Raw genomic sequence first — 17,563 nt, 5'->3', positions numbered from 1 at the left:
TGTCGTACGCCTCGGGCGCCAGACCGTACCGGTCCCGGGACAGCGCCAGCACCACCAGGTCGTGCTCGCGCAGATCCGCGGAGACCGACGCCCAACTGCGCTGCCAGGTCCTGGAAGACGGCGTCCGCCTCGGCTCTGGACGCCTCGTAGGCGCCCAGGGCCCGGTAGGTCTCCTGTCGATACTCCTCGCTCCACGGGGCGGCGTCCTGCCCGCCCACGCGGTATCCGGAGACCTGAACCAGGCGGCGCAGGTTCGGCAGCCGCGCCGCGAACGCGACGACTGCGCGGACGCTGTCAACGTTGGCGCGACGCGCCTCATCCACCGACATGCCGAACCGGTAGGCGCCGGCGCAGTTGTAGATCTCGGTGATGTCGTCGCACTCGCCGTCGATCAGTGACGCCTTGGCGAAGTTGACCCGGAGGTCGGTCGGGACCTGGTCGTACCCGCGCCCGGCCAGCCACCGAGTCAGCCGCTGGTAGGACTCATGGCTCCGGCTGGCCGTGCTGACTCGAACGCCGGCCTGGCCGAGCGCAAGTACCAGGTGGCGCCCGATGAAGCCGCTCGCACCCAGCACCAGTGCATGCCGGTCCTCCGGGCTCATGCCGAAGCCTCCGCGCTCTGTTCCAGCAGCACGGCGATCGCCTGGGCGGCGCAGTGCAGCGGCTCGGTGGACCGCTGGGCACGCGAGACGATCACCGCTCCTTCCACCATGCTGACCACGGCTGTCGCCAGGGCCCGGGCGACGGGACGAGGGCGGCCGTGCGCACTGAGCAGGTCACTTACCGGCGCGATCCATGACTCGAAGGCATGGGCGCAGGCGTCTCGCAGACGTTCGCTCTGCGCACCCATCTCCAGTGTCACCACCGAGACTGGGCATCCCAGCTGGAAGCCGCTGTCGTTGAGCATCCCGGCCAGTTCGTCGATCACACGGCGTACCACCTCACCCGGCGTGGCCGACCCTCGCGCCGAGTCGGCGACGAGAGAGCCAAATCGCGCGGCCGCCAGCTCGACCGCCTTCTCTCCGAGGGCCTCCTTCCCCTGGGGAAAGTGGAAGTAGAGCGACCCTTTCGGGGCACCCGCGTGCTCCACCACCGCGTTGAGTCCCGTGCCGCTGTAGCCGTGCCGCTGGATCAGTTCCAGCATCGATTCCGCCAGCCGCGAGCTGGTCCTGGCTCCCTTGGTTCCATCCATGACTAAAGAATAGACCGGTCTATAGATTTTGTAAAGCGTCTCAAGCTTGTCGCAGCGATGTCCACGTCGGAGTCGAAAGCGGGAGTGGCGGGTGTTTCATGAGTGGACCGAGCTGCCCCGGCCGGTGAGCGCCGGCGCTGAACCGGCCGGGCACGTCCGTCTCGGCTACGCACGGGCCTCGGCTGCCCGGCAGTCCCTCGACGCACAGCTTGACTCCCTCGCCGAGACCGGGGTGACGCGGGTCTTCTCGGAGAAGATCTCCACCCGCGCCACCAAACGACCGGAGCTGGAGGCCGCTGTGAAGCTCGCCGGGGAGATCCGCTCCTCCGGCGTCGCCGTGACCCTCGTCGTCCACGAGCACAAGCGGCTGGCTCGGCCGCGGTATCGAACTCGCCATGCTCGCCGAGGAACTGAAGGCGAGCGACGTCGGCCTGGAGTTCCTCACCGGAGAACTGAAGGGCTCGCACGGCCCCTCCGGCATCGTGTTCACCGTGCTCCCGGCCATGTCCGGGATGGAGCGCGAGTACACCCGTGACCGCACCCTCGAAGGCCACGAGTCCGCCCGCAAGCGCGGCAAGACCATCGGCGGCGCGGGCGTCACCGACGAGGACATGCTGTCCATGGCCCTCCACCTGCGTGACCAGGAGATGAGCCTGCGCGACATCGCCAAGCGGCTCGTCATCACCACCGGTACGAAGAAGGGGCAACACCCCTCGCCCGCCATTGTCATGCGGATGCTGCGCGAGCACGACGAGAAGGTCGCCACGGCGGCGACCGCGTGATCACCCTCTACTTTGCGGCTGGTGTCTGAGCTAGGACACCGGGGCCGTCACGCAGAGAACGCGCCGCTGACGGCCGCCGAGGACGCGGTGGTCGTACCGCTCGCCTGCTCGCTGGTCGGCCACGAGGGTGCGATCGAGCTCACCGGCGGCTCGCGGGCCGCCCGCCACCTGGGCGCCGGGCGCACGATGGAGCGCTACTACTGCAATTACGGCCCCAATCCGCACCACCTCGACCTGCTGCGCTCGCATGGGCTGCGCTTCCCCGGCATCGACGACGCGGGCGAGGTCCGGATCGCAGAACTGCCGGCGCACCCCTTCTTCCTCGCCACCCTCTTCCAGCCCGAACTGCACTGCCGGAGTGGAGCCTTTTGGACGTGCTCGCGCGCACCGCGTACTGGCTTCAGTGGTGGCGGCACTTCGGGCCGGCCTCCGGATCGGCCCCGAAGATCCGCGACAAACTCGCCCGGTACGTCTTGACGGTCTTTTGCTATGGGACGAACGCGGGCCCCACCCAGGTCGCGCGGCACATGCGGCAGAACGTGTCAGTGCACGAGCTGTCGCTGGCGGGCAACCAGCACATCACCACCGACAAGCTGAACATGGCGTCGGCGGACGTCATCGACATGTTCATCCAGCTCGACCTCGCGCACGTCTGGGGCGATGTCTCCAAGGCCGGGGTCGACGGCTCCCAGATCGACACCTGGGAAAACAACCTGCTGGCCGAGACCTCGATCCGGTACAGCGGCTATGGCGGCATCGCCTACCGGCACATCTCCGACACCTACATCGCGCTCTTCTCCCACTTCATCCCGTGTGGTGTGTGGGAGGCGGTGTACTTGTTCGAGGGTCTTTTGAAGAACGAGTCCGAGGTGACCGTGGACATCGTCCACGGAGATACGCAAGGCCAGTCGCTGCCGGTCTTTGGACTCGCGCACATGCTCGGCATCGAGCTGCTCCCGCGCATCCGCAACCGGAAGGACCTGGTCTTCTACCGGCCCAGCTCGACTGTGAGGTACCAGCACATCGACCCGCTGTTCGGCGCCCCCGATAAGGACGTCATCGACTGGAAGCTGATCGAGAACCACTGGATCGACCTCATGCGCATGGTCCTCTCCATCCGGGAGGGCCGGCTTTCCTCGGCCGCGCTGCTGCGGCGCCTGGGCAACGAGTCCCGCCGCAGCCGTATCTACCAGGCGTACCGCGAGCTCGGGCGGGTGATGCGCACCATCGTGCTCCTGCGATTCCTGTCGGAGCCTGAGCTGCGGGAGTCGATCCAGTCGATGACGAACAAGGTCGAGGCGTTCCACAAGTGCTCCAACTGGCTCCGGTTCGCCGGGGAGGAGATGCGGGACAACGACCCTGACGACCAGGAGAAGCTCATCAAGTTCAACGAGCTGCTGGCGAACTGCCTTATTTCCATACGGCCGTGGACATCACGAAGGTGGTCGACGTTCGTTTGCCGACACTCCGGCCGGGGGATAGTCGTGCCGCGTGGTCAGACAGCGAAGGCTTCGCTGATGGCGTGGCTGTCCTCGTACATGCGGTAGCCGGTGATCTTGCCGTCGGCTGTGGTGATGTGGAGGGCGAAGTGGTTGGTGAAGGACTTGCCGGTGGCCAGGACCCCGAAGCGGTTGTAGCCGATGACCACGGCGTGGTCGCCGTCGACGACGGTCGTGGCGACGACGTACTCCTTTGCCGGGGTGAGGTGCTGGCCGAAGGAGGCGAAGAACGCGGCGATGTCGTCCTTGCTGGCGCGGCTGCCGGTCCAGGGGACGTTGGGGGCGCCGCCGACGTGGAAATCGACGCCGTCCGCGAACAGGTCCAGCAGGGCAGGCGTGTCGCCTTCGCCGAAGCGGGCGAAGAACGCGTCGACGACGTCACGGGTGCTGGCCGGGGTGGTGATGCTGCTCATGGTGATTCCGTTCTGCGTGGTGCGGGTGGGGTGGGGCCTGCCTGAGGCAGACCGGGGAAATCGGCGGCATGGCTGCCGCCGGGCAACAGCTGAGGGGTGGGTCAGGAGGTGACGGAGAGGACGATCTTGCCGGTGGTGCGGCCGGCCTCGCCCAGCGTGTGGGCATGGGCGGCTTCTTCGAGGGGGAAGACCGAGTCGGCGATCACGCGCAGGCGGCCGTTCTCGACCAGGGAAGCGATCTCGCGCAACCCCGCATGATCGGGCTCGACGAGCATGAACACCGCCCGCACTCCGGCCGCTTCGGCCTCCTTGGCGGGGAATGTGTCGTTCAGCGGCAGGATCGAGATCAACGTGCCACCCGGCCGCAGCGTTTGCAGGGATCGGGCCCAGTTGGGGCCGCCGAGGGAGTCCAGGACGACATCGACGTCGCGGAGGGCCTCGGCGAAGTCCTGGGTGCGGTAATCGATCAGCTCGTCTGCGCCCAGCGAGCGCAGTAGCTCGTGCTTGGCGGAGCTGGCGGTGCCGATGACGTACGCGCCGCGGGCCTTGGCGATCTGCACGGCCAGGTGACCGACGCCTCCGGCGGCCGCGTGGATCAGGACGCGCTGGCCGGGCTGGACGTTCGCGGTGTCCACCAGGGCCTGCCAGGCGGTCAGCGAGGCCAGCGGCAGGGCACCGGACTGGATGTGGTTCAGGCCCTTGGGGCGTGGGGCGAAGTGCCGGGCCGGGGCTGCGACGTACTCGGCATAGGCACCCGCCGGGTGCGGGAAGCGCGGCATCCCGAACACCTCGTCCCCCGCCTGGAAGAGTGTCACCCCGTCGCCGACCGCTTCGACCACCCCGGCGACGTCGAAACCGAGCGTGAACGGCGGCCTGGCGCCACTGGCGAACACGCCCCGATCGCGGATCTTCCAGTCGGCCGGGTTCACGCCCGCCGCGTGCACCCGGACCAGGATCTCGCCCCGGCCCGGGATCGGGCATTGTGTCTCGACGACCTTGAGGACTTCCGGAGCTCCGGCGGCGTCCAGGGAGATGGCGCGCATGGTCGCGGGGGTGGTGGCCTGGTCCATGATGACGTGCTCTTTTCAGCAGGGGGTTTCTTGTTATTTATGCCGGTTCTCTTGGGCACGTCCCAAGACTGCCCGGGCGGACAGCCCCCCAGTAGTGGCCCGATGGTCAAGGAATGAAAGGATCGGGTCATGCATCACGTTGGCGTTCTGGCCCTGGATGGGGTGGTCCCCTTCGAGCTCGGTATCCCCGCGCGGATCTTCGGCGCCGCCCGCGACAGCACGGGCAGCCGGCTCTACTCCGTGACCACGTGCAGCCTGGACGGCCGGCCCGTCCGCGCCGAGGCGGACTACCAGCTCACCGTCTCTTACGACGCCTCCCTGCTGGCCACAGTCGACACCGTCGTCATCCCGCCCTCCCACGCGCTGGGCCCCATTCGCGAGGAGGGCCGCCTGCCCGACGCCCTGCGCGAGGCCCTGGCTGCCATCCGCCCAGGAACCCGGATCGTGGCGATCTGCACCGGCACCTATGTGCTGGCAGCCGCGGGACTGCTCGACGGCCGCCCCGCCACCACGCACTGGCGCGAAGCCGACCGCCTGCAGCGTATGTTCACCACCGCGCGCATCGACCCCGACGTCCTCTTCATTGACGACGGCGAAATCCTCACCTCCGCCGGGGTAGCCGCCGGCATCGACCTGTGCCTGCACATCGTCCGCCGCGACCACGGCAGCGGCATCGCCAACGAGGTCGCCCGCTCCTGCGTCGTACCGCCCTGGCGCGACGGCGGCCAGGCCCAGTACATCCGGCGCCCCGTCCCCGACCCCACTGGCCCCCGCACCGCCCCCACGCAGGCGTGGGTCATGGAACGCCTCTCTGAACCCGTCACCTTGGCTGACATGGCTGCCCACGCCAACGTCAGCCTGCGTACCTTCACCCGCAGCTTCCGCAACGAGGTCGGCACCAGCCCCGGCCAGTGGCTCATCCGCCAGCGCGTCGACCTGGCCCGGCACCTGCTGGAGACCACTGACTGGCCCGTCGACCTGGTCGCCGACCGCGCCGGGTTCGGCACCGGTGTCTCCCTGCGCCAGCATCTTCATGCCGCCATCGGGATCACACCCCAGGCGTACCGCCGCACCTTCCGCCCCACAACTGCCGACGGTTCAGCGCAGTAGCGGCGAGCAACTCACCGTTCCGCCTGGCCTACGGCACGTTTCCGGCGTATTCCGGCTGCCCTCCTTCCTCACAGCTGCCCGCCGCAAACGGCCCGGCACCCGACCGCAGCCACCGCGAGACGTCGTTACTCCGGACGCGCCGGGGCAGCGATCAGCTCGTCCAGCCCGGGGAACGGATTGTCCGGCCGGTACTTGCGATACACGATGTCGACGAACGACAGCGGCGCCCACTTCGACGGCTGCTCGTCGATCTGATGGACCAACTGCGCGTGGATGTTGTTCCTCAGGTCCAGATACGGAAACGCCTCGTGCGCCGCGTCCACTACTGCTCGGTCCACTTCCTCGATACCGAAAGCGAACATGTCGGCACCGATACCGAAATGCGCGAGAGCCCCGACCGTGTGCTTGTGGTGCGCGATCCCCGGGGAGGTGTGCAGCGCCACCGCGTCCCGGATCTGGTCGGCGGCGGCATCGGACAGACCGTGTTCCCGGGCGAAGCGAGCGGCCCGGAACGCACCGTCCACCTCAAACCGGTTCGGCCCCTGTCCCTCGTCGGTCAGGCCGATGTCGTGCAGCACCGTGGCGAGGAAGAGCGTCTCGTCGTCGTAGTCCGCGCCGGCAACGAGGTTCCTGGCGACGGCGATACTACGAGCGTAGAAGTAACTGCGGACAGTGTGGCTGAGCAGCCATTCCGGAGAGTGCTAGGCAGCGAAGGCAACAGTGGCCTCCGTGGCCTCCGTGCGCGGCCACCCTCCGATCTTCTCCGGCAGATTCTCGAGCACGCTCACTTGACCTCAGCCTCCAGTGCCAGGTGCTCGGCGGCGACCGCCTCGACCGACCGCAGCTCACCCACGATGTTGGACTGCTCGAAGTAGGTGTACCAGCCAGAGCTCTCGACACCGCCCAGGAACGCGTCGGCCAGTTCCCTGGAAGGGGCCTGCCAGACCGCAAACCACTCATATTGATCAGAAACTCAAAGGGTTCTCGTCCAGGACGTAGCGGACGTGCGGGCCGCCGAAGTAGCCGCGGACGATGTGTGGTTGACGCTGGCGTCTATGGAAGAACCTGCGGGTTTCGGCGGCGAGTTCGGTCTGGTTCCTGGCCCGGTGGGTGTGGGGCAGGCTGCGTTTGAGGTCGGCGTTGACCAGCTCGTCGGGGTTCAGCTCGGGTGAGTACGAAGGGCAGGAAGTGCAGCTCGATCTGGTCCTTGTGGCCGGCGAGCCAGGCCCGGACGGTCTTCGAGCGGTGGGCCGAATGCCGGTCGACGATCAGGTGGATCTTCCGGTAGAAGTGCCCGACGAGCCGGGCGAGGAAGCGGCACATGACCTTCGCGTCGAACGACTCGGTGAAGACCATGAAGTGCATCCGGCCGCGGGTGCTGATCGCGGACATTGCGTTCACGGAGAACCGGTTCCCAGTCCGGCGGACGACGGGAGTCGTGCCCTTGGCGCCCCAGGTGCGGCCGGTGACCTGGTCCGAGCGGATCCCGACCTGGTCGCCGAAGAGAACCTCGGCGTTCTCCGCCTTCGCCCTGGCCCGGATCGCCGGCCAGGTCTCCTCGTGCCAGAGGCGGACCGCTTCCGGATCCTGCTCGACCGCCCGCTTGTCCGGACGCTGGAAGGTCAGTCCCCAACGCTTGAGGTACTTGCCCACCCCGGGCTCGGTGAAGCGGACCCGGTACAGCTTGAAGATCAGCTCGCCTATCTGCCCCCGTGTCCACAGTTGACCCGAAAGCCCCAGGTCGGAGGGGATGTGATCGAGGACAGCCTGCCGCACGGCGGCCTGCTCGGCCTCCGACAGGACCTGATGCTCACCCACGCGACGACCCCGCGCGCGGGAGAGCAGTGCGCCCCGCCCGCCGGCCTGCCACTGCGCCCACCAGTTGTCCACGGCCCTGACCGACACCTTGAACAGGGCGGCAACCTCTACCCGGTCCCGGCCCTCCACCAGCGCGGACACTGCCAGCAACCGCACGGCCTCCTGCGCGTCCGGCGACCAGGCCCGCGCATCCCCCACCAGATCACTCACACACCGTCAACGAGCCTGAACCCAAAGCGTTTTCGGATCAATAAGGATGCAATTCCTACATAGAGCTCCTCATCGTGTTCAGGACGCACTCCCCGACAGAGTCAAGCTGAGGCGCGGGCGCTGGTCAATGAGAGCCTTCCAGGGCGGCATGGGCCTCAGTGAGTCTGTCGACCGCCGTGTCGAGTACATCGGGCGGGAGGGTGAAGGGAAGTCGCAGATAGCCGTCCAGGGCGCCGTCGGGGGAGAAGTGGAAGCCCGGCGTGAGGGCGAGGTTACGCGTGGCCGCCAGGTCGGCCAGCCGCCGGGAGTCGGCGTCGTGGAGTTCGAGCCACAGGGAAAGGCCGCCCTGCGGTACCTGGAAGCGGCACCACGGCAGAGCCGACAGCCGCGCGGCCAAGTGGTCCCGCTGGGACCTCAGCTGGGCGCGTCGACGGTCGAGGACCGCCTCCCGGCGTTCCAGGAGCCCGGCGGCGACGAGCCGGTCGAACGGCGAGGGGGCGAGCGCGGCCGCGAGCGGGAGCGCCGCCAGCCGCCGGACGACGTCGGGATGGGCCCGGATCCAGCCCACGCGCAGGCCCGGCCACAGCGACTTGCTCAAGGAACCCACATACACGACGTGCCGGTCACTGGCGCGCCCCGCGACACGCGGCGGGGCGGCGCCCTCTCGCAGGTCCAGGTCTCGCATGGTCTCGTCGAAGACGACCAGGGTGTCGTGGTGGCGCAGCCGCCGTCGCAATTCGGCGCGCTCCTCCTCGCCCATCAGCAGGCCCGTGGGGTTGTGGAAGTCCACGACCAGGTACGTCAGGGACGGCCGGGACGCCCTGAGCGTGCGGTCCAGGGCGGGGACGTCCCAGCCGGTGAGGGTGAGGGGTTGGGCGACCAGCCGGGCACCCGCGCCGCGGAACAGGGCGAGCGCGCCCGGATAGGTAGGGGAGTCCAGGACGACCCGGCTGCTCGGCCGCAGGTACGCCGCACTGAGCAGGCTCAAGGCGGCGTCGGCTCCGCTGGTCAGCAGGAGGTGCCCGTCGTCGGTCGGGAGCCCCTGGGCGCCGTAGGCGTCGGCGATGGCTGTGCGCAGCGCCGACGGACGGTCGCCCTCGGCTGAGTCGTGCAGCAGTGCGGCGGGCAGCGTGTCGGTCGCTTCCCTCACGGCCTGGAGCAGTTCGTCGAAGGGTGCCGCGGGCTCCGCGACGGTGAGGTCAAGCGGCGCCCCGTTCTTGCCCGCCTCGCCCCGATCACTGGCCCACGGCGAGAGGCGGTCGTTAAGCCGGGGCGGCAGGGCGACGGTGCTGCCGGAGCCGGTCCGGGTGACGATCAGCTGCTCGGCGCGCAGGATCTGGTAGCTCGCCGCCACGGTGCCCCGCGCGAGACCGAGCTCGCCGGCGAGCAGGCGCTCGGCGGGAAGCTGCACCCCGAGCGGAAGCCGGCCGTCGCGGACGGCCTTCTCCACGGCATCGGCCAACCGCCGCGCCAGCGGTCCGTGGCCGGCGCGCCATTCGCCGAGCATCTGGGGGAACTGCGACGCCGGGACGCGCCGCACCGTGCCATTCACATAGGCCACTTTACCGTGATTGGACCATGACTGGACGGCCGGTCCCGCCTAGCGTCAAGCCGTAACCAGCCACCAGTGCACCAACCCTGGAAACCACATGCCCCTGCACTACCGCCATGTCGATGTGTTTGCCGGCAAGGCGTTCACCGGCAACACCCTTGCCGTCTTCCCCGAGGACCCCGGCCTGTCCACCGGGCAGCTGCTCGCGATCACCCAGGAGCTCCGGCACTTCGAGACGATCTTCCTGAGCGGCGCGGACGGGAGCGAGGACGTCACCGCCCGGGTATTCGACCTCTTCGAGGAACTCGACTTCGCTGGGCACCCGGTGCTCGGCGCGGCCGCCGTCCTGCATGAGCGTGACGGTGACCCCAGCCCGCGACGCTGGACGTTCCACCTGGTCGACAGGGCCGTCGAAGTGACCACCCGGCGTACCACCACCGGGTACCACGCGGAACTCGACCAGGGAGCGCCGGAGTTCCTCGCGACCGTGCCGACGGAGGACAGGACGGAGATTGCCGCGGCGCTGAATCTGCCCACTCGGGTACTCGCCGATCTTCCCCTGTGTGTCGTCTCCACCGGCCTGCGCTATCTCATCGTGCCGGTGGTGGCGGGTCTGGCCGAGGCGAGGATCGTCCGCAGCGACTTCGCGGAGCTTGTCGGGCGGTACGGCGCGCAGTTCGCGTACGTGCTCGACGTCGAGGCCCTGGAAGGCCGCCACTGGAACAACGACGGTGTCCTGGAGGACGTCGCGACCGGTAGTGCGGCCGGCTGCGTCGGCGCGTATCTGGCCCACAACCGCACCGTGCCCGTCGAGGAGGAGTTCGCGCTGCGGCAAGGGCGCTTCACCGGCCGTCCGAGCCGGCTCACCGTCCTGCCGCAGGGAAGCCCCGACGCGCTGCGCAACATCCGGGTCGGCGGCGACGTGACCATGGTGGCCCGGGGAACCCTGGACACCCTGCCCGAGTGAGGACCATTGCCATGCCCAGTTTCCCCCTCTACACGGCCGACCGCATTCGCGCGGTCGTGGACCTCACCGACCTCGTGGAGCCGGTCGCCGAAGCCTTCATCGCGTTCAGCACCACCGAAGGCGCCCGGGCACCGGTCATGGTGCTGCCCGTCGCCGACGGCGGGGACTCCCACGTCAAGGCCGCCCACCTACCCGGGGGCCGCCACTTCCTCGTCAAGATCGCCAACTGGTTCCCGGGCAACCGGACGCGCGGCCTGCCGGAAGGCGGCGGGTTCGTCGCACTCTTCGACGCCTCAACCGGCGCCGTCACCGCCCTGCTGGAGGACGAACACCACCTCTCCGACCTCCGCACGGCCGCAGCGGGAGCCGTCTGCGCCCGCGCGATGTCCCGCCCGGACTCGACCCGCGCGACCGTCCTCGGCACCGGCAGGCAGGCCGAACTCCAGGCCCGCGCCCTCACCCTCGTACGTCCCGTCCGGCAGATCCACGTCTGGGGCCGCGATCACCGTCGGGCGACCGCACTCGCCGACCGCCTCGGCCAGGACCTGCCGCACGTCAACGTCACCGCGGTCTCCGATCCGGAGCGGGCCGTGCGCCGGTCCGACATCGTCGTCACCGCGACGGCCAGCCCCACCCCCGTCCTGTTCGGCTCCTGGCTCCGCCCCGGCCAGCACATCACCGCTCTCGGCGCCGACGACCCGGCCAAGCGCGAGCTCGACGGCACCTGCCTGCACCGCGCCACCCGGGTCATCGTGGACAGCCGCGAGCTCGCCCTCCGCTACGGGGACATTCATGCCGCCATCGCCCGCGGAGAGGTGACGGAGGACCGCATCGACGGCGAGATCGGCGACGTCCTGGCCGGCCGGGTTCCCGGACGGCACACACCGGAGGACATCACGGTCGCCAAGCTCATCGGCATCGGTCCCCAGGACCTCGCCGCGGCCGAGACGGCCCTCGCCCTTCTGGAACGGACCAGCGGATGACCTCCACGCAGCGCCCCGTTCGCATGCGCGTCGCCGCGTCCGCAGACATCGACGCCGTCGTCCGCACGCTGACCACCGCCTTCTTTCACGACCCGCTGTGGGGCCCAGCCTTTCCTGACGTCGAACGGCGCGCGGTCCAGGCCGCTGCCGTGTGGCGGCTGTACGCGACGTCGGCGCTGCGCCATCACTGGCTGCTCGTCAGCGAGAACGCGGAGGCCGCAGCCGTATGGATCCCGCCGGGCAGAGAGGAACTGGCCCCCGAAGAAGCAGGCAACCTCGCAAACCTTCTGTGGCAGGCCGCCGGCCCGGAAGTGGCCGAGGCCATCCTGACGGTGAGCGACCAATTCGCGGCCGTGCGACCAAGGCAGCCGCATTTCTATCTCACGCTCCTCGGCGTTCACGACCATCACCGGGGCAAGGGACTCGGCATGGCTCTGCTGTCAGAGAGCCTCGCCCGCATCGACGTTCTTTGTGCCCCCGCCTACTTGGAGTCGTCCAATCCGGCGAATCTCCAGCGGTACGAGAGCGTCGGCTTCACTGCCCTGCACCAGATCGCCATCGCCACCGGCCACGTCGTCACCACCATGTGGCGCCCGGCCGCCGACCGCGGCCCAGGGACTGGTGGGCTCGCACCCTGAGGTCTCGTGTATCCCTTGACGCCGAAAGCCCGGTCGCACGTTGAGGGACGTGAGACTGTACTGCGGGCGAGATCCTCGAACTGGCCTTCACGCCGGGCGGGCGTACCGCTTCAGGCAGCGGACGGAGGCGTGGCGGGAGCGGGCCAGCAGCATCGGGGTGGAGGTGCCGTCCTCGGCGTCGTGTGTCAGGGCGCTGTGGCGGAGCAGGTGGAGCGTCCAGCCGTCCAGGTCCTCGATGTCCTCGGGTGAGGCGAGGGGGTTGGCGAGCAGCCGGGTGTTCTCCTCGATCGAAGATCTCTTCGGCCCGTCGGTAGGAGAGCCGGGCACGGCCGGTGTCCGGGCACACGTCGAGCGTCGGCGTTCCGGCGGGGGCTTTGCGGTCGGTGAGGAACAGCGGGCCGCAGGTCCGGCGACCGATGAGGCGGGGCAGGAGCTGGGCGGTGCCGGACTGCCAGTGAATCCGCGCCGTCGCCCCGCCCTTGGCGGTGGTCTTCCCGCGTTTGTCCTGCGGGTACAGGTCTTCCACGTTCAGGCACAGCACCTCATCGGCCCGTGCGGCGGACTCGTAGAGCATCTTCCACTGCGTCTTCTCCCGCAGGGCGACGTCCAGACGCCACAGGGCGGCGATCTGGTTCTCCGCCAGGGCCTTGGTGCGGTCGGGCAGCGCCGGCCGCCGCTCGATACCGATCGTCGGATCGCCTTCGATCCAGTCCTGGCGCTGCCACCAGCCGATCGCCTTGCGCGCGATGGACGGCTCCCGGTTGTCGGTGTCGGCGTCCATCTCGTCCGCCCGCGCCGCCGCCAGCTCGGCCAGCACCTCCGGCAACACGGGGTCGTCGATCGCGGCGATCGGGTAGAGCGGGGGCTTCGCGCCCCGGCGGGCGGGCCCGGTCGGGGCCGGGGCGCCGGCGAACATCCATCCCCACGTCGTCAGCGAGATCCGGTAGATCCGCGCGGACGACTTCGCGATGCCCGCACCGGTGAGGTAGCGCTCGACCGCCGCGCTGTACGTGGCCGGAGGGGCGGACTGAGGTATGACGCGGGCGCGCTGCAACCGCAACGCGCCCCCGCCATCGAGTTCGGTCACCAGTTCGATCGTCACGCCCGCCCCACACTCCCGGTCCTGCCGCAGTAAATGCGTAGACCTCACCCTGGCGGCGCCGGAGCACCCCGCCGCAGGTCGCAATGATTACGGCAGAGGCTCCGTCGCAGTAAATCCGGCATTTACCGCGACAGGCGAGAGTCCCACGGTTGCCCGCATGGCCTGCGGTTGAGTCGCGCTGACGGGTGGGTGGTCAGGAAGCGGCGTCGACGAGGGCCTGGAGCAGTCGCTGAGGGTCTTCGGCGATCCTGTTGCAGACGTAGAGCCACCAATCGGTGCCGAAGACGACGTACTCGCGGGTGGGGTGGCCTCGCTCGGCCATGGCGTCTAGGCGGTCGGGGCCGAGCCCGAGGAGGGTCTCGAACTCCCAGGGAACGGATTCGGGCGTCTTCCCACTTATGTGGCGGTCGATGTGGTGGATCAGGTCCCAGTCGTGGGTGGCGAAGGAGCACAGATGGCCTGAGTCCGCCAGTCGCTCTGCATGGTCGAGGTAGGCGGTGGCAAGGGCAGGGTCCTCGCGCGGGTAGGCGATGGTCTCGGGTTCGAGGAAGGCGCCTTTGACCAGGCGGATGCGTCCGGGTAGGGAGAGGAGTCGGTGCAGGTCCTCGGCGGTGCGGTGCAGCCGGGCCTGGACGGTGACGCCCACGTGGTCGAACGATTCGCACAGGGCGCGGTGCACGGCCAGCACGGCGTCGGTGCGGTCAGAACCCTCGGCGGAGATGATCATCTCTCTTCCGGTATCGGCAGTGGCCTGCGCAAGGCGGGTGGCGTTGGCCAGGGCGAGTTCTTCATCGATGGCGAGGCCGATGTGGGAGAGGTCAAGGGAGATCGAGCAGTCGGGCGGCAGCAGTCGGGCGGCGTTGAGGAAGACATCGGTCTCCTCAGTGGCGCGCTGCGAGTCGCGGCAGCTTTCACCCATGTACTCGACGTTCACGCGGTGGCCGGTGGCAAGGATGCTCTTCGCGCGTTCCAGCGCGTCGGTGAGACTTTCGCCGGCCACGTAGCGCCGGGCGGCCTTGCGGGCCAGTGGGCCGACGGCCGGGTCCTGGGGGATGCGCCACTTCAGGTCCTCGTCGAGCGCGAGTGTGCGCAGGACCTGCGCGGCCTGTGACGACAGTGCGGTGGTGCCGGAGGCGGGGAGGGGTGTGGTCATCGGGGCCCAGCTTTCGGAATGGTGCGCGTATGGCCGCGAGCCTTTCAAGGCAGGGCACCCGATGGGAGCGGCAGAAATGACAGATAGGCTGAAATTACTGCCACCGCCCTGAAGGAGCCTGGAACCGATGTTCCGAGATGTCGCGGTCCTCGCCCTCGACGGTGCCCACGCCTTCGAGGTGGGCGTCTTCTGCGAGATCTTCGGCATCGACCGCGGTGCCGATGCTCTGCCCCGCTACGACTTCGCCCTCGTCTCGGCAGCGGGCGACAGTGTGCCCACCCGGCACGGCTTCGAAGTGCGCACCCCGCATGGCCTAGAGCGGCTCGCTTCCGCGGATCTCATCTGCGTTCCGGCCTACGACCTGGACGTGCGGCAGCCGGATCGGCTAGTCGAGGAACTGGGCGTCGCCGCCGAGCGGGGCGCCCGTATCCTCAGCATCTGCACCGGCGCCTTCCTCCTGGGCCAGGCTGGCCTGCTGGACGGGCGGCGCTGCACCACCCACTGGCGGTACACCGAGGAACTCGCCCGCCGCCACCCCCGGGCCCGGGTCGAGTCGGACGTGCTGTATGTCGACGAGGACCCGGTCATCACGGGGGCTGGTACTGCCGCCGGCGTCGACACCTGCCTTCATCTGGTCCGCAAGGAACACGGCAGCGCCGTCGCCAACGCGATCGCCCGAAGGATGGTGGCACCCCCGCACCGGGAAGGTGGCCAGCGCCAGTACCGCGAACGCCCCCAGCCTCGGGAGGGAACCGGCTCTCTGACCCCTGTGCTGGCTTGGATCGAAGCCAACCTCGACCAGGGCCTGACCGTCGAGGCGATGGCCCGCCACGCCCACCTGTCCCCGCGTACCTTCGCCCGCCGTTTCCAGCAGGAGACCGGAACCACCCCACTGCAATGGCTGATGGGACAGCGCGTGCTGCTCGCCCAACACCATCTGGAAACTACCGACGAACCGATCACCGCCATCGCCCGCCGCACCGGCTTCGGCACCATCGACAACCTCCGCCACCATTTCGTCCGTCGGCTCGGGACGACACCTCAGGGCTACCGGCGCACTTTCCACGCTCCCCACCAGGAGTCATGACCCAACGAAAGGCTCGGGCCGGTTGGTGAAGGGCGGCCCGGCGGATCGCCGAGGCCGGGGCCGGTGGCGATGACCACCCCGGCGGCGGGGACGGCCACGACCGCTTCCGGCCAGCCCCACGGCCGGATCACCGCGCAGGCCAGCACCGCCAGGAGCAGGGCGACGGAGAGTGCTTCTGCGAGTGAGGCGTTCAGCGTCTGAGCCTTTCCGGGGTGGAATCCTGATGCAGCGGACGGCCGCGTCAGGATTGACAGCGGCTGGCGTCGAGCACGCCGCAGCCCTTGGGAGGTATTGGAACAGAAATCAGCGGTACGCCAACGGACGTGGTGAACCTGGTGTCCTCCCCACGTCGGCGGGTCTTACCACCGGTTTTCGTCGGATGTTCCTGGGCCGGTTCGCCAGCCCTGACGAGCCGTAGGGCGGGGCGCGGTGGGGCGAACTTGCCGGGTTCCGGTACTGCCTCGCGTCAGTTCGCGGCCGGCTGGAGCAGGCGCTCGTTTCGTGGCGGAAGCCGGGCGGCGGGGTGTTCGGGACGGTCGCAACAGGATGGTCGCGCCGAACCAGGCCATGTGCAGGGTCGCAGTCGAGTGACGTCGACGCCCCGCCTTCCGGCGCCGCAGCATGCCGAGCCGGCCGGCGGCACCGAGGAGCTCGTCGTACGCCTTCGCGTACGGTCGCGAGGGCATCCACGGGGGAGTGTCTCCGGCGTTCGCTGGCCTTCGAGGGTCTTCTCCCGGATGTGATTGCGCTCGATCCGCCCGGCGACGGCGAGCTCGGCGAAGACTATGGCGCCCATGCCGTTCGAGTCATAGATGCCGGTGAGCGGGCCGGTGAGGAGTTCGAACTGGGTGCCGTCGGCCTGGAGCTCGGCGGCCGGCGTCATGAGCTCGGCGGCGTTGCGGGCGAGGCGCTTGAGCTCGTGAACGGTGAAGATGACGGGCGTTTCTGGACTGTCGCAGCAGCCCGCCACCACGGGCCCCGACCGCCGGCGCCGGCTGCGCCGCACCGCACGGCATCGGCGCGGTGATGGCTGCGGCACGTGTCGGAGGCCGGAAGGCCTGTGTGGCTGCTTGCAGCGGATTCAGCGGCTGTTGTGGCCGCGCAGTGCGTCCTGGAGCCACCGGCTCCAGGACAGGGCCGCCGCCGCGTGGTCATCGGTGCGGGGCGCCAGGCGGACACGCGGTCCCACGATCTGGATCGCGGCGATCACCTCACCGCGGAAGTCGCGGACCGGTGTGGCGATCGAGTACAGGCCGGGTTCGGCCTCCTCGTCGATGACGGAGTAGCCGCGCTCGCGGGTTCCCGCCAGGCGGTGGAGAAAGTCGTCGACGCTGGTGGGGGTGTTGGGTCCGTGGCGTACGAAATCGGTGCGGGCGAGGACCGAGGCGACCTCGTCGTCCTCGGCGTCGCACAGCAGGGCCTGGCCGCAGTCGCTGCAGTACGCCGGGTAGGGCCGCCCGATCCAGGAGCCGATCTGGTTGCTGCCCGGCGGCACCCGTTCCGCAATGGTGACGGTGGTGTCGCCGACGAGTATGCCGAGGTAGCAGCTCTCGCCGGTGTCGGCGGCCAGCCCTTCCAGCGCCGTCTGCCCGTCCGTGCGCAGCCGGTGGGCTGTGAGCTCCTGTGCGTCCGCGTACAGCCGCCAGTGCGGTGCGAGGGTGCGTGACGCGGCGTCACGCAGGAGGAATTCCTCCTCGGTCATGGCGCTCAGGGCCCGGGACACCTGACTGCGGTCGCGCCCCATGTCGCGGGCCAGGTCGCTGATCGAGACGCCGCGGTGGTTGGCAACCGTGCGACCGGTGAGCGCGGACAGTATGTCGAAGCCCCGGCCCACACTCGATTCCATGTGCGGCACCCTACCCGGCCCGGAAACCACCCAGCGATCACCTCGGTGATCATCCGGCGAACCTTTTCCAAACTGTGCAGCATTCACATCTTGTCGTGTACTTAATGCACACATAGCATCGCGGTCAATCGGAGAAGGGAA

The 17,563-nt window shown here is 69.1% G+C and carries 16 protein-coding genes and 6 pseudogenes; 9 read left to right on the top strand and 13 right to left on the bottom strand.

Features of this window, described 5'->3' with window-relative positions:
- From ABZY11_RS25500 to ABZY11_RS25490, 3 genes and pseudogenes are all read right to left on the bottom strand, one after another.
- Positions 1-88, bottom strand: a pseudogene (locus ABZY11_RS25500) (aminoglycoside phosphotransferase family protein); the annotation flags it as partial.
- A 61-nt stretch (positions 89-149) separates the two neighbouring features.
- A pseudogene (locus tag ABZY11_RS25495) lies at positions 150-602 on the bottom strand (NAD-dependent epimerase/dehydratase family protein); the annotation flags it as partial.
- On the bottom strand, positions 599-1,192 hold the full coding sequence (locus ABZY11_RS25490; protein WP_356481355.1) for a TetR/AcrR family transcriptional regulator: 594 nt from the start codon (positions 1,190-1,192) through the stop codon (positions 599-601). The pseudogene ABZY11_RS25495 and the gene ABZY11_RS25490, both read right to left, overlap by 4 nt.
- A 91-nt stretch (positions 1,193-1,283) precedes the next feature.
- On the opposite strand from ABZY11_RS25490, the pseudogene ABZY11_RS25485 reads away from it, so the two are divergent.
- From ABZY11_RS25485 to ABZY11_RS25470, 4 genes and pseudogenes are all read left to right on the top strand, one after another.
- Positions 1,284-1,508, top strand: a pseudogene (locus tag ABZY11_RS25485) (recombinase family protein); the annotation flags it as partial.
- A 79-nt stretch (positions 1,509-1,587) separates the two neighbouring features.
- Positions 1,588-1,974: a recombinase family protein gene (locus tag ABZY11_RS25480; protein WP_356481354.1), complete on the top strand. Its 387-nt coding sequence runs from the start codon at positions 1,588-1,590 to the stop codon at positions 1,972-1,974.
- 48 nt (positions 1,975-2,022) lie between these two features.
- A pseudogene (locus ABZY11_RS25475) lies at positions 2,023-2,322 on the top strand (hypothetical protein); the annotation flags it as partial.
- A 26-nt stretch (positions 2,323-2,348) separates the two neighbouring features.
- A complete protein-coding gene (locus ABZY11_RS25470; RefSeq protein WP_356481353.1) occupies positions 2,349-3,521 on the top strand; it encodes a transposase in 1,173 nt (390 codons plus the stop codon).
- Here ABZY11_RS25470 and ABZY11_RS25465 read toward each other — a convergent pair.
- On the bottom strand, positions 3,470-3,886 hold the full coding sequence (locus ABZY11_RS25465; RefSeq protein WP_356481352.1) for a nuclear transport factor 2 family protein: 417 nt from the start codon (positions 3,884-3,886) through the stop codon (positions 3,470-3,472). The two genes, ABZY11_RS25470 and ABZY11_RS25465, sit on opposite strands and share 52 nt — an antisense overlap.
- A 101-nt stretch (positions 3,887-3,987) precedes the next feature.
- Positions 3,988-4,956 carry an NADP-dependent oxidoreductase gene (locus ABZY11_RS25460; RefSeq protein WP_356481351.1) on the bottom strand — a complete coding sequence of 323 codons (969 nt, stop codon included), beginning with the start codon at positions 4,954-4,956 and terminating at the stop codon, positions 3,988-3,990.
- A gap of 129 nt (positions 4,957-5,085) precedes the next feature.
- Here ABZY11_RS25460 and ABZY11_RS25455 point away from each other — a divergent pair, with 129 nt between their 5' ends.
- Positions 5,086-6,066 (top strand): helix-turn-helix domain-containing protein, encoded by a 981-nt coding sequence (locus tag ABZY11_RS25455; RefSeq protein ID WP_356481350.1) that lies wholly within the window; start codon positions 5,086-5,088, stop codon positions 6,064-6,066.
- A gap of 125 nt (positions 6,067-6,191) precedes the next feature.
- Here the strand turns inward: ABZY11_RS25455 and ABZY11_RS25450 are convergent, their stop codons facing one another.
- From ABZY11_RS25450 to ABZY11_RS25435, 4 genes and pseudogenes are all read right to left on the bottom strand, one after another.
- Positions 6,192-6,752, bottom strand: coding sequence for an HD domain-containing protein (locus ABZY11_RS25450; protein ID WP_356481358.1), 561 nt, complete (start codon positions 6,750-6,752; stop codon positions 6,192-6,194).
- Positions 6,753-6,850: 98 nt separating this feature from the next.
- Positions 6,851-7,018 (bottom strand): annotated as a pseudogene (locus ABZY11_RS25445) (DUF6616 family protein); the annotation flags it as partial.
- Positions 7,019-7,031: 13 nt separating this feature from the next.
- Positions 7,032-8,034, bottom strand: a pseudogene (locus ABZY11_RS25440) (IS630 family transposase).
- Positions 8,035-8,218: 184 nt separating this feature from the next.
- On the bottom strand, positions 8,219-9,655 hold the full coding sequence (locus ABZY11_RS25435) for a PLP-dependent aminotransferase family protein (RefSeq protein ID WP_356481349.1): 1,437 nt from the start codon (positions 9,653-9,655) through the stop codon (positions 8,219-8,221).
- Positions 9,656-9,743: 88 nt separating this feature from the next.
- Here ABZY11_RS25435 and ABZY11_RS25430 point away from each other — a divergent pair, with 88 nt between their 5' ends.
- Genes ABZY11_RS25430 through ABZY11_RS25420 form a run of 3 tightly spaced genes read left to right on the top strand, consistent with a single transcriptional unit; the run spans position 9,744 to position 12,234 of the window.
- On the top strand, positions 9,744-10,613 hold the full coding sequence (locus tag ABZY11_RS25430) for a PhzF family phenazine biosynthesis protein (RefSeq protein ID WP_356481348.1): 870 nt from the start codon (positions 9,744-9,746) through the stop codon (positions 10,611-10,613).
- Positions 10,614-10,624: 11 nt separating this feature from the next.
- Positions 10,625-11,596, top strand: coding sequence for an ornithine cyclodeaminase family protein (locus tag ABZY11_RS25425; RefSeq protein WP_356481347.1), 972 nt, complete (start codon positions 10,625-10,627; stop codon positions 11,594-11,596).
- Positions 11,597-11,619: 23 nt separating this feature from the next.
- A complete protein-coding gene (locus ABZY11_RS25420; RefSeq protein WP_356481346.1) occupies positions 11,620-12,234 on the top strand; it encodes a GNAT family N-acetyltransferase in 615 nt (204 codons plus the stop codon).
- On the opposite strand, the gene ABZY11_RS25415 is transcribed toward ABZY11_RS25420, so the two are convergent.
- Both ABZY11_RS25415 and ABZY11_RS25410 read right to left on the bottom strand, forming a co-directional pair.
- Positions 12,173-13,321 carry a site-specific recombinase gene (locus ABZY11_RS25415; RefSeq protein WP_356481345.1) on the bottom strand — a complete coding sequence of 383 codons (1,149 nt, stop codon included), beginning with the start codon at positions 13,319-13,321 and terminating at the stop codon, positions 12,173-12,175. The genes ABZY11_RS25420 and ABZY11_RS25415 overlap by 62 nt on opposite strands.
- Before the next feature lie 208 nt (positions 13,322-13,529).
- Positions 13,530-14,489 (bottom strand): proline dehydrogenase family protein, encoded by a 960-nt coding sequence (locus tag ABZY11_RS25410; protein ID WP_356481344.1) that lies wholly within the window; start codon positions 14,487-14,489, stop codon positions 13,530-13,532.
- Positions 14,490-14,616: 127 nt separating this feature from the next.
- Between ABZY11_RS25410 and ABZY11_RS25405 the strand changes: the two genes are divergently transcribed.
- The gene (locus ABZY11_RS25405) at positions 14,617-15,576 is read left to right on the top strand and encodes a helix-turn-helix domain-containing protein (RefSeq protein ID WP_356481343.1); all 960 of its coding nucleotides are present in this window, start codon (positions 14,617-14,619) and stop codon (positions 15,574-15,576) included.
- 466 nt (positions 15,577-16,042) lie between these two features.
- On the opposite strand, the gene ABZY11_RS25400 is transcribed toward ABZY11_RS25405, so the two are convergent.
- Positions 16,043-16,459, bottom strand: coding sequence for a hypothetical protein (locus tag ABZY11_RS25400; RefSeq protein ID WP_356481357.1), 417 nt, complete (start codon positions 16,457-16,459; stop codon positions 16,043-16,045).
- A 198-nt stretch (positions 16,460-16,657) separates the two neighbouring features.
- Positions 16,658-17,422, bottom strand: a complete 765-nt coding sequence (locus ABZY11_RS25395) for an IclR family transcriptional regulator (RefSeq protein WP_356481342.1) — start codon at positions 17,420-17,422, stop codon at positions 16,658-16,660.
- Between the last annotated feature and the right edge of the window lie 141 nt (positions 17,423-17,563).

Source organism: Streptomyces sp. NPDC006510, from assembly GCF_040611955.1.
Classification (GTDB): domain Bacteria; phylum Actinomycetota; class Actinomycetes; order Streptomycetales; family Streptomycetaceae; genus Streptomyces.
Note: the sequence above shows the minus strand (reverse complement) of the source record. Positions and strands in the feature narration are given on the sequence as shown.

Bases quoted from the DNA above. Each gene is read 5' to 3' on its own strand.
- ABZY11_RS25490 (WP_356481355.1), bottom strand. From the start codon at position 1,192: ATGGATGGAACCAAGGGAGCCAGGACCAGCTCGCGGCTGGCGGAATCG.
- ABZY11_RS25480 (WP_356481354.1), top strand. From the start codon at position 1,588: ATGCTCGCCGAGGAACTGAAGGCGAGCGACGTCGGCCTGGAGTTCCTC.
- ABZY11_RS25465 (WP_356481352.1), bottom strand. From the start codon at position 3,886: ATGAGCAGCATCACCACCCCGGCCAGCACCCGTGACGTCGTCGACGCG.
- ABZY11_RS25460 (WP_356481351.1), bottom strand. From the start codon at position 4,956: ATGGACCAGGCCACCACCCCCGCGACCATGCGCGCCATCTCCCTGGAC.
- ABZY11_RS25455 (WP_356481350.1), top strand. From the start codon at position 5,086: ATGCATCACGTTGGCGTTCTGGCCCTGGATGGGGTGGTCCCCTTCGAG.
- ABZY11_RS25430 (WP_356481348.1), top strand. From the start codon at position 9,744: ATGCCCCTGCACTACCGCCATGTCGATGTGTTTGCCGGCAAGGCGTTC.
- ABZY11_RS25425 (WP_356481347.1), top strand. From the start codon at position 10,625: ATGCCCAGTTTCCCCCTCTACACGGCCGACCGCATTCGCGCGGTCGTG.
- ABZY11_RS25420 (WP_356481346.1), top strand. From the start codon at position 11,620: ATGCGCGTCGCCGCGTCCGCAGACATCGACGCCGTCGTCCGCACGCTG.
- ABZY11_RS25410 (WP_356481344.1), bottom strand. From the start codon at position 14,489: ATGACCACACCCCTCCCCGCCTCCGGCACCACCGCACTGTCGTCACAG.
- ABZY11_RS25405 (WP_356481343.1), top strand. From the start codon at position 14,617: ATGTTCCGAGATGTCGCGGTCCTCGCCCTCGACGGTGCCCACGCCTTC.
- ABZY11_RS25400 (WP_356481357.1), bottom strand. From the start codon at position 16,459: ATGACGCCGGCCGCCGAGCTCCAGGCCGACGGCACCCAGTTCGAACTC.
- ABZY11_RS25395 (WP_356481342.1), bottom strand. From the start codon at position 17,422: ATGGAATCGAGTGTGGGCCGGGGCTTCGACATACTGTCCGCGCTCACC.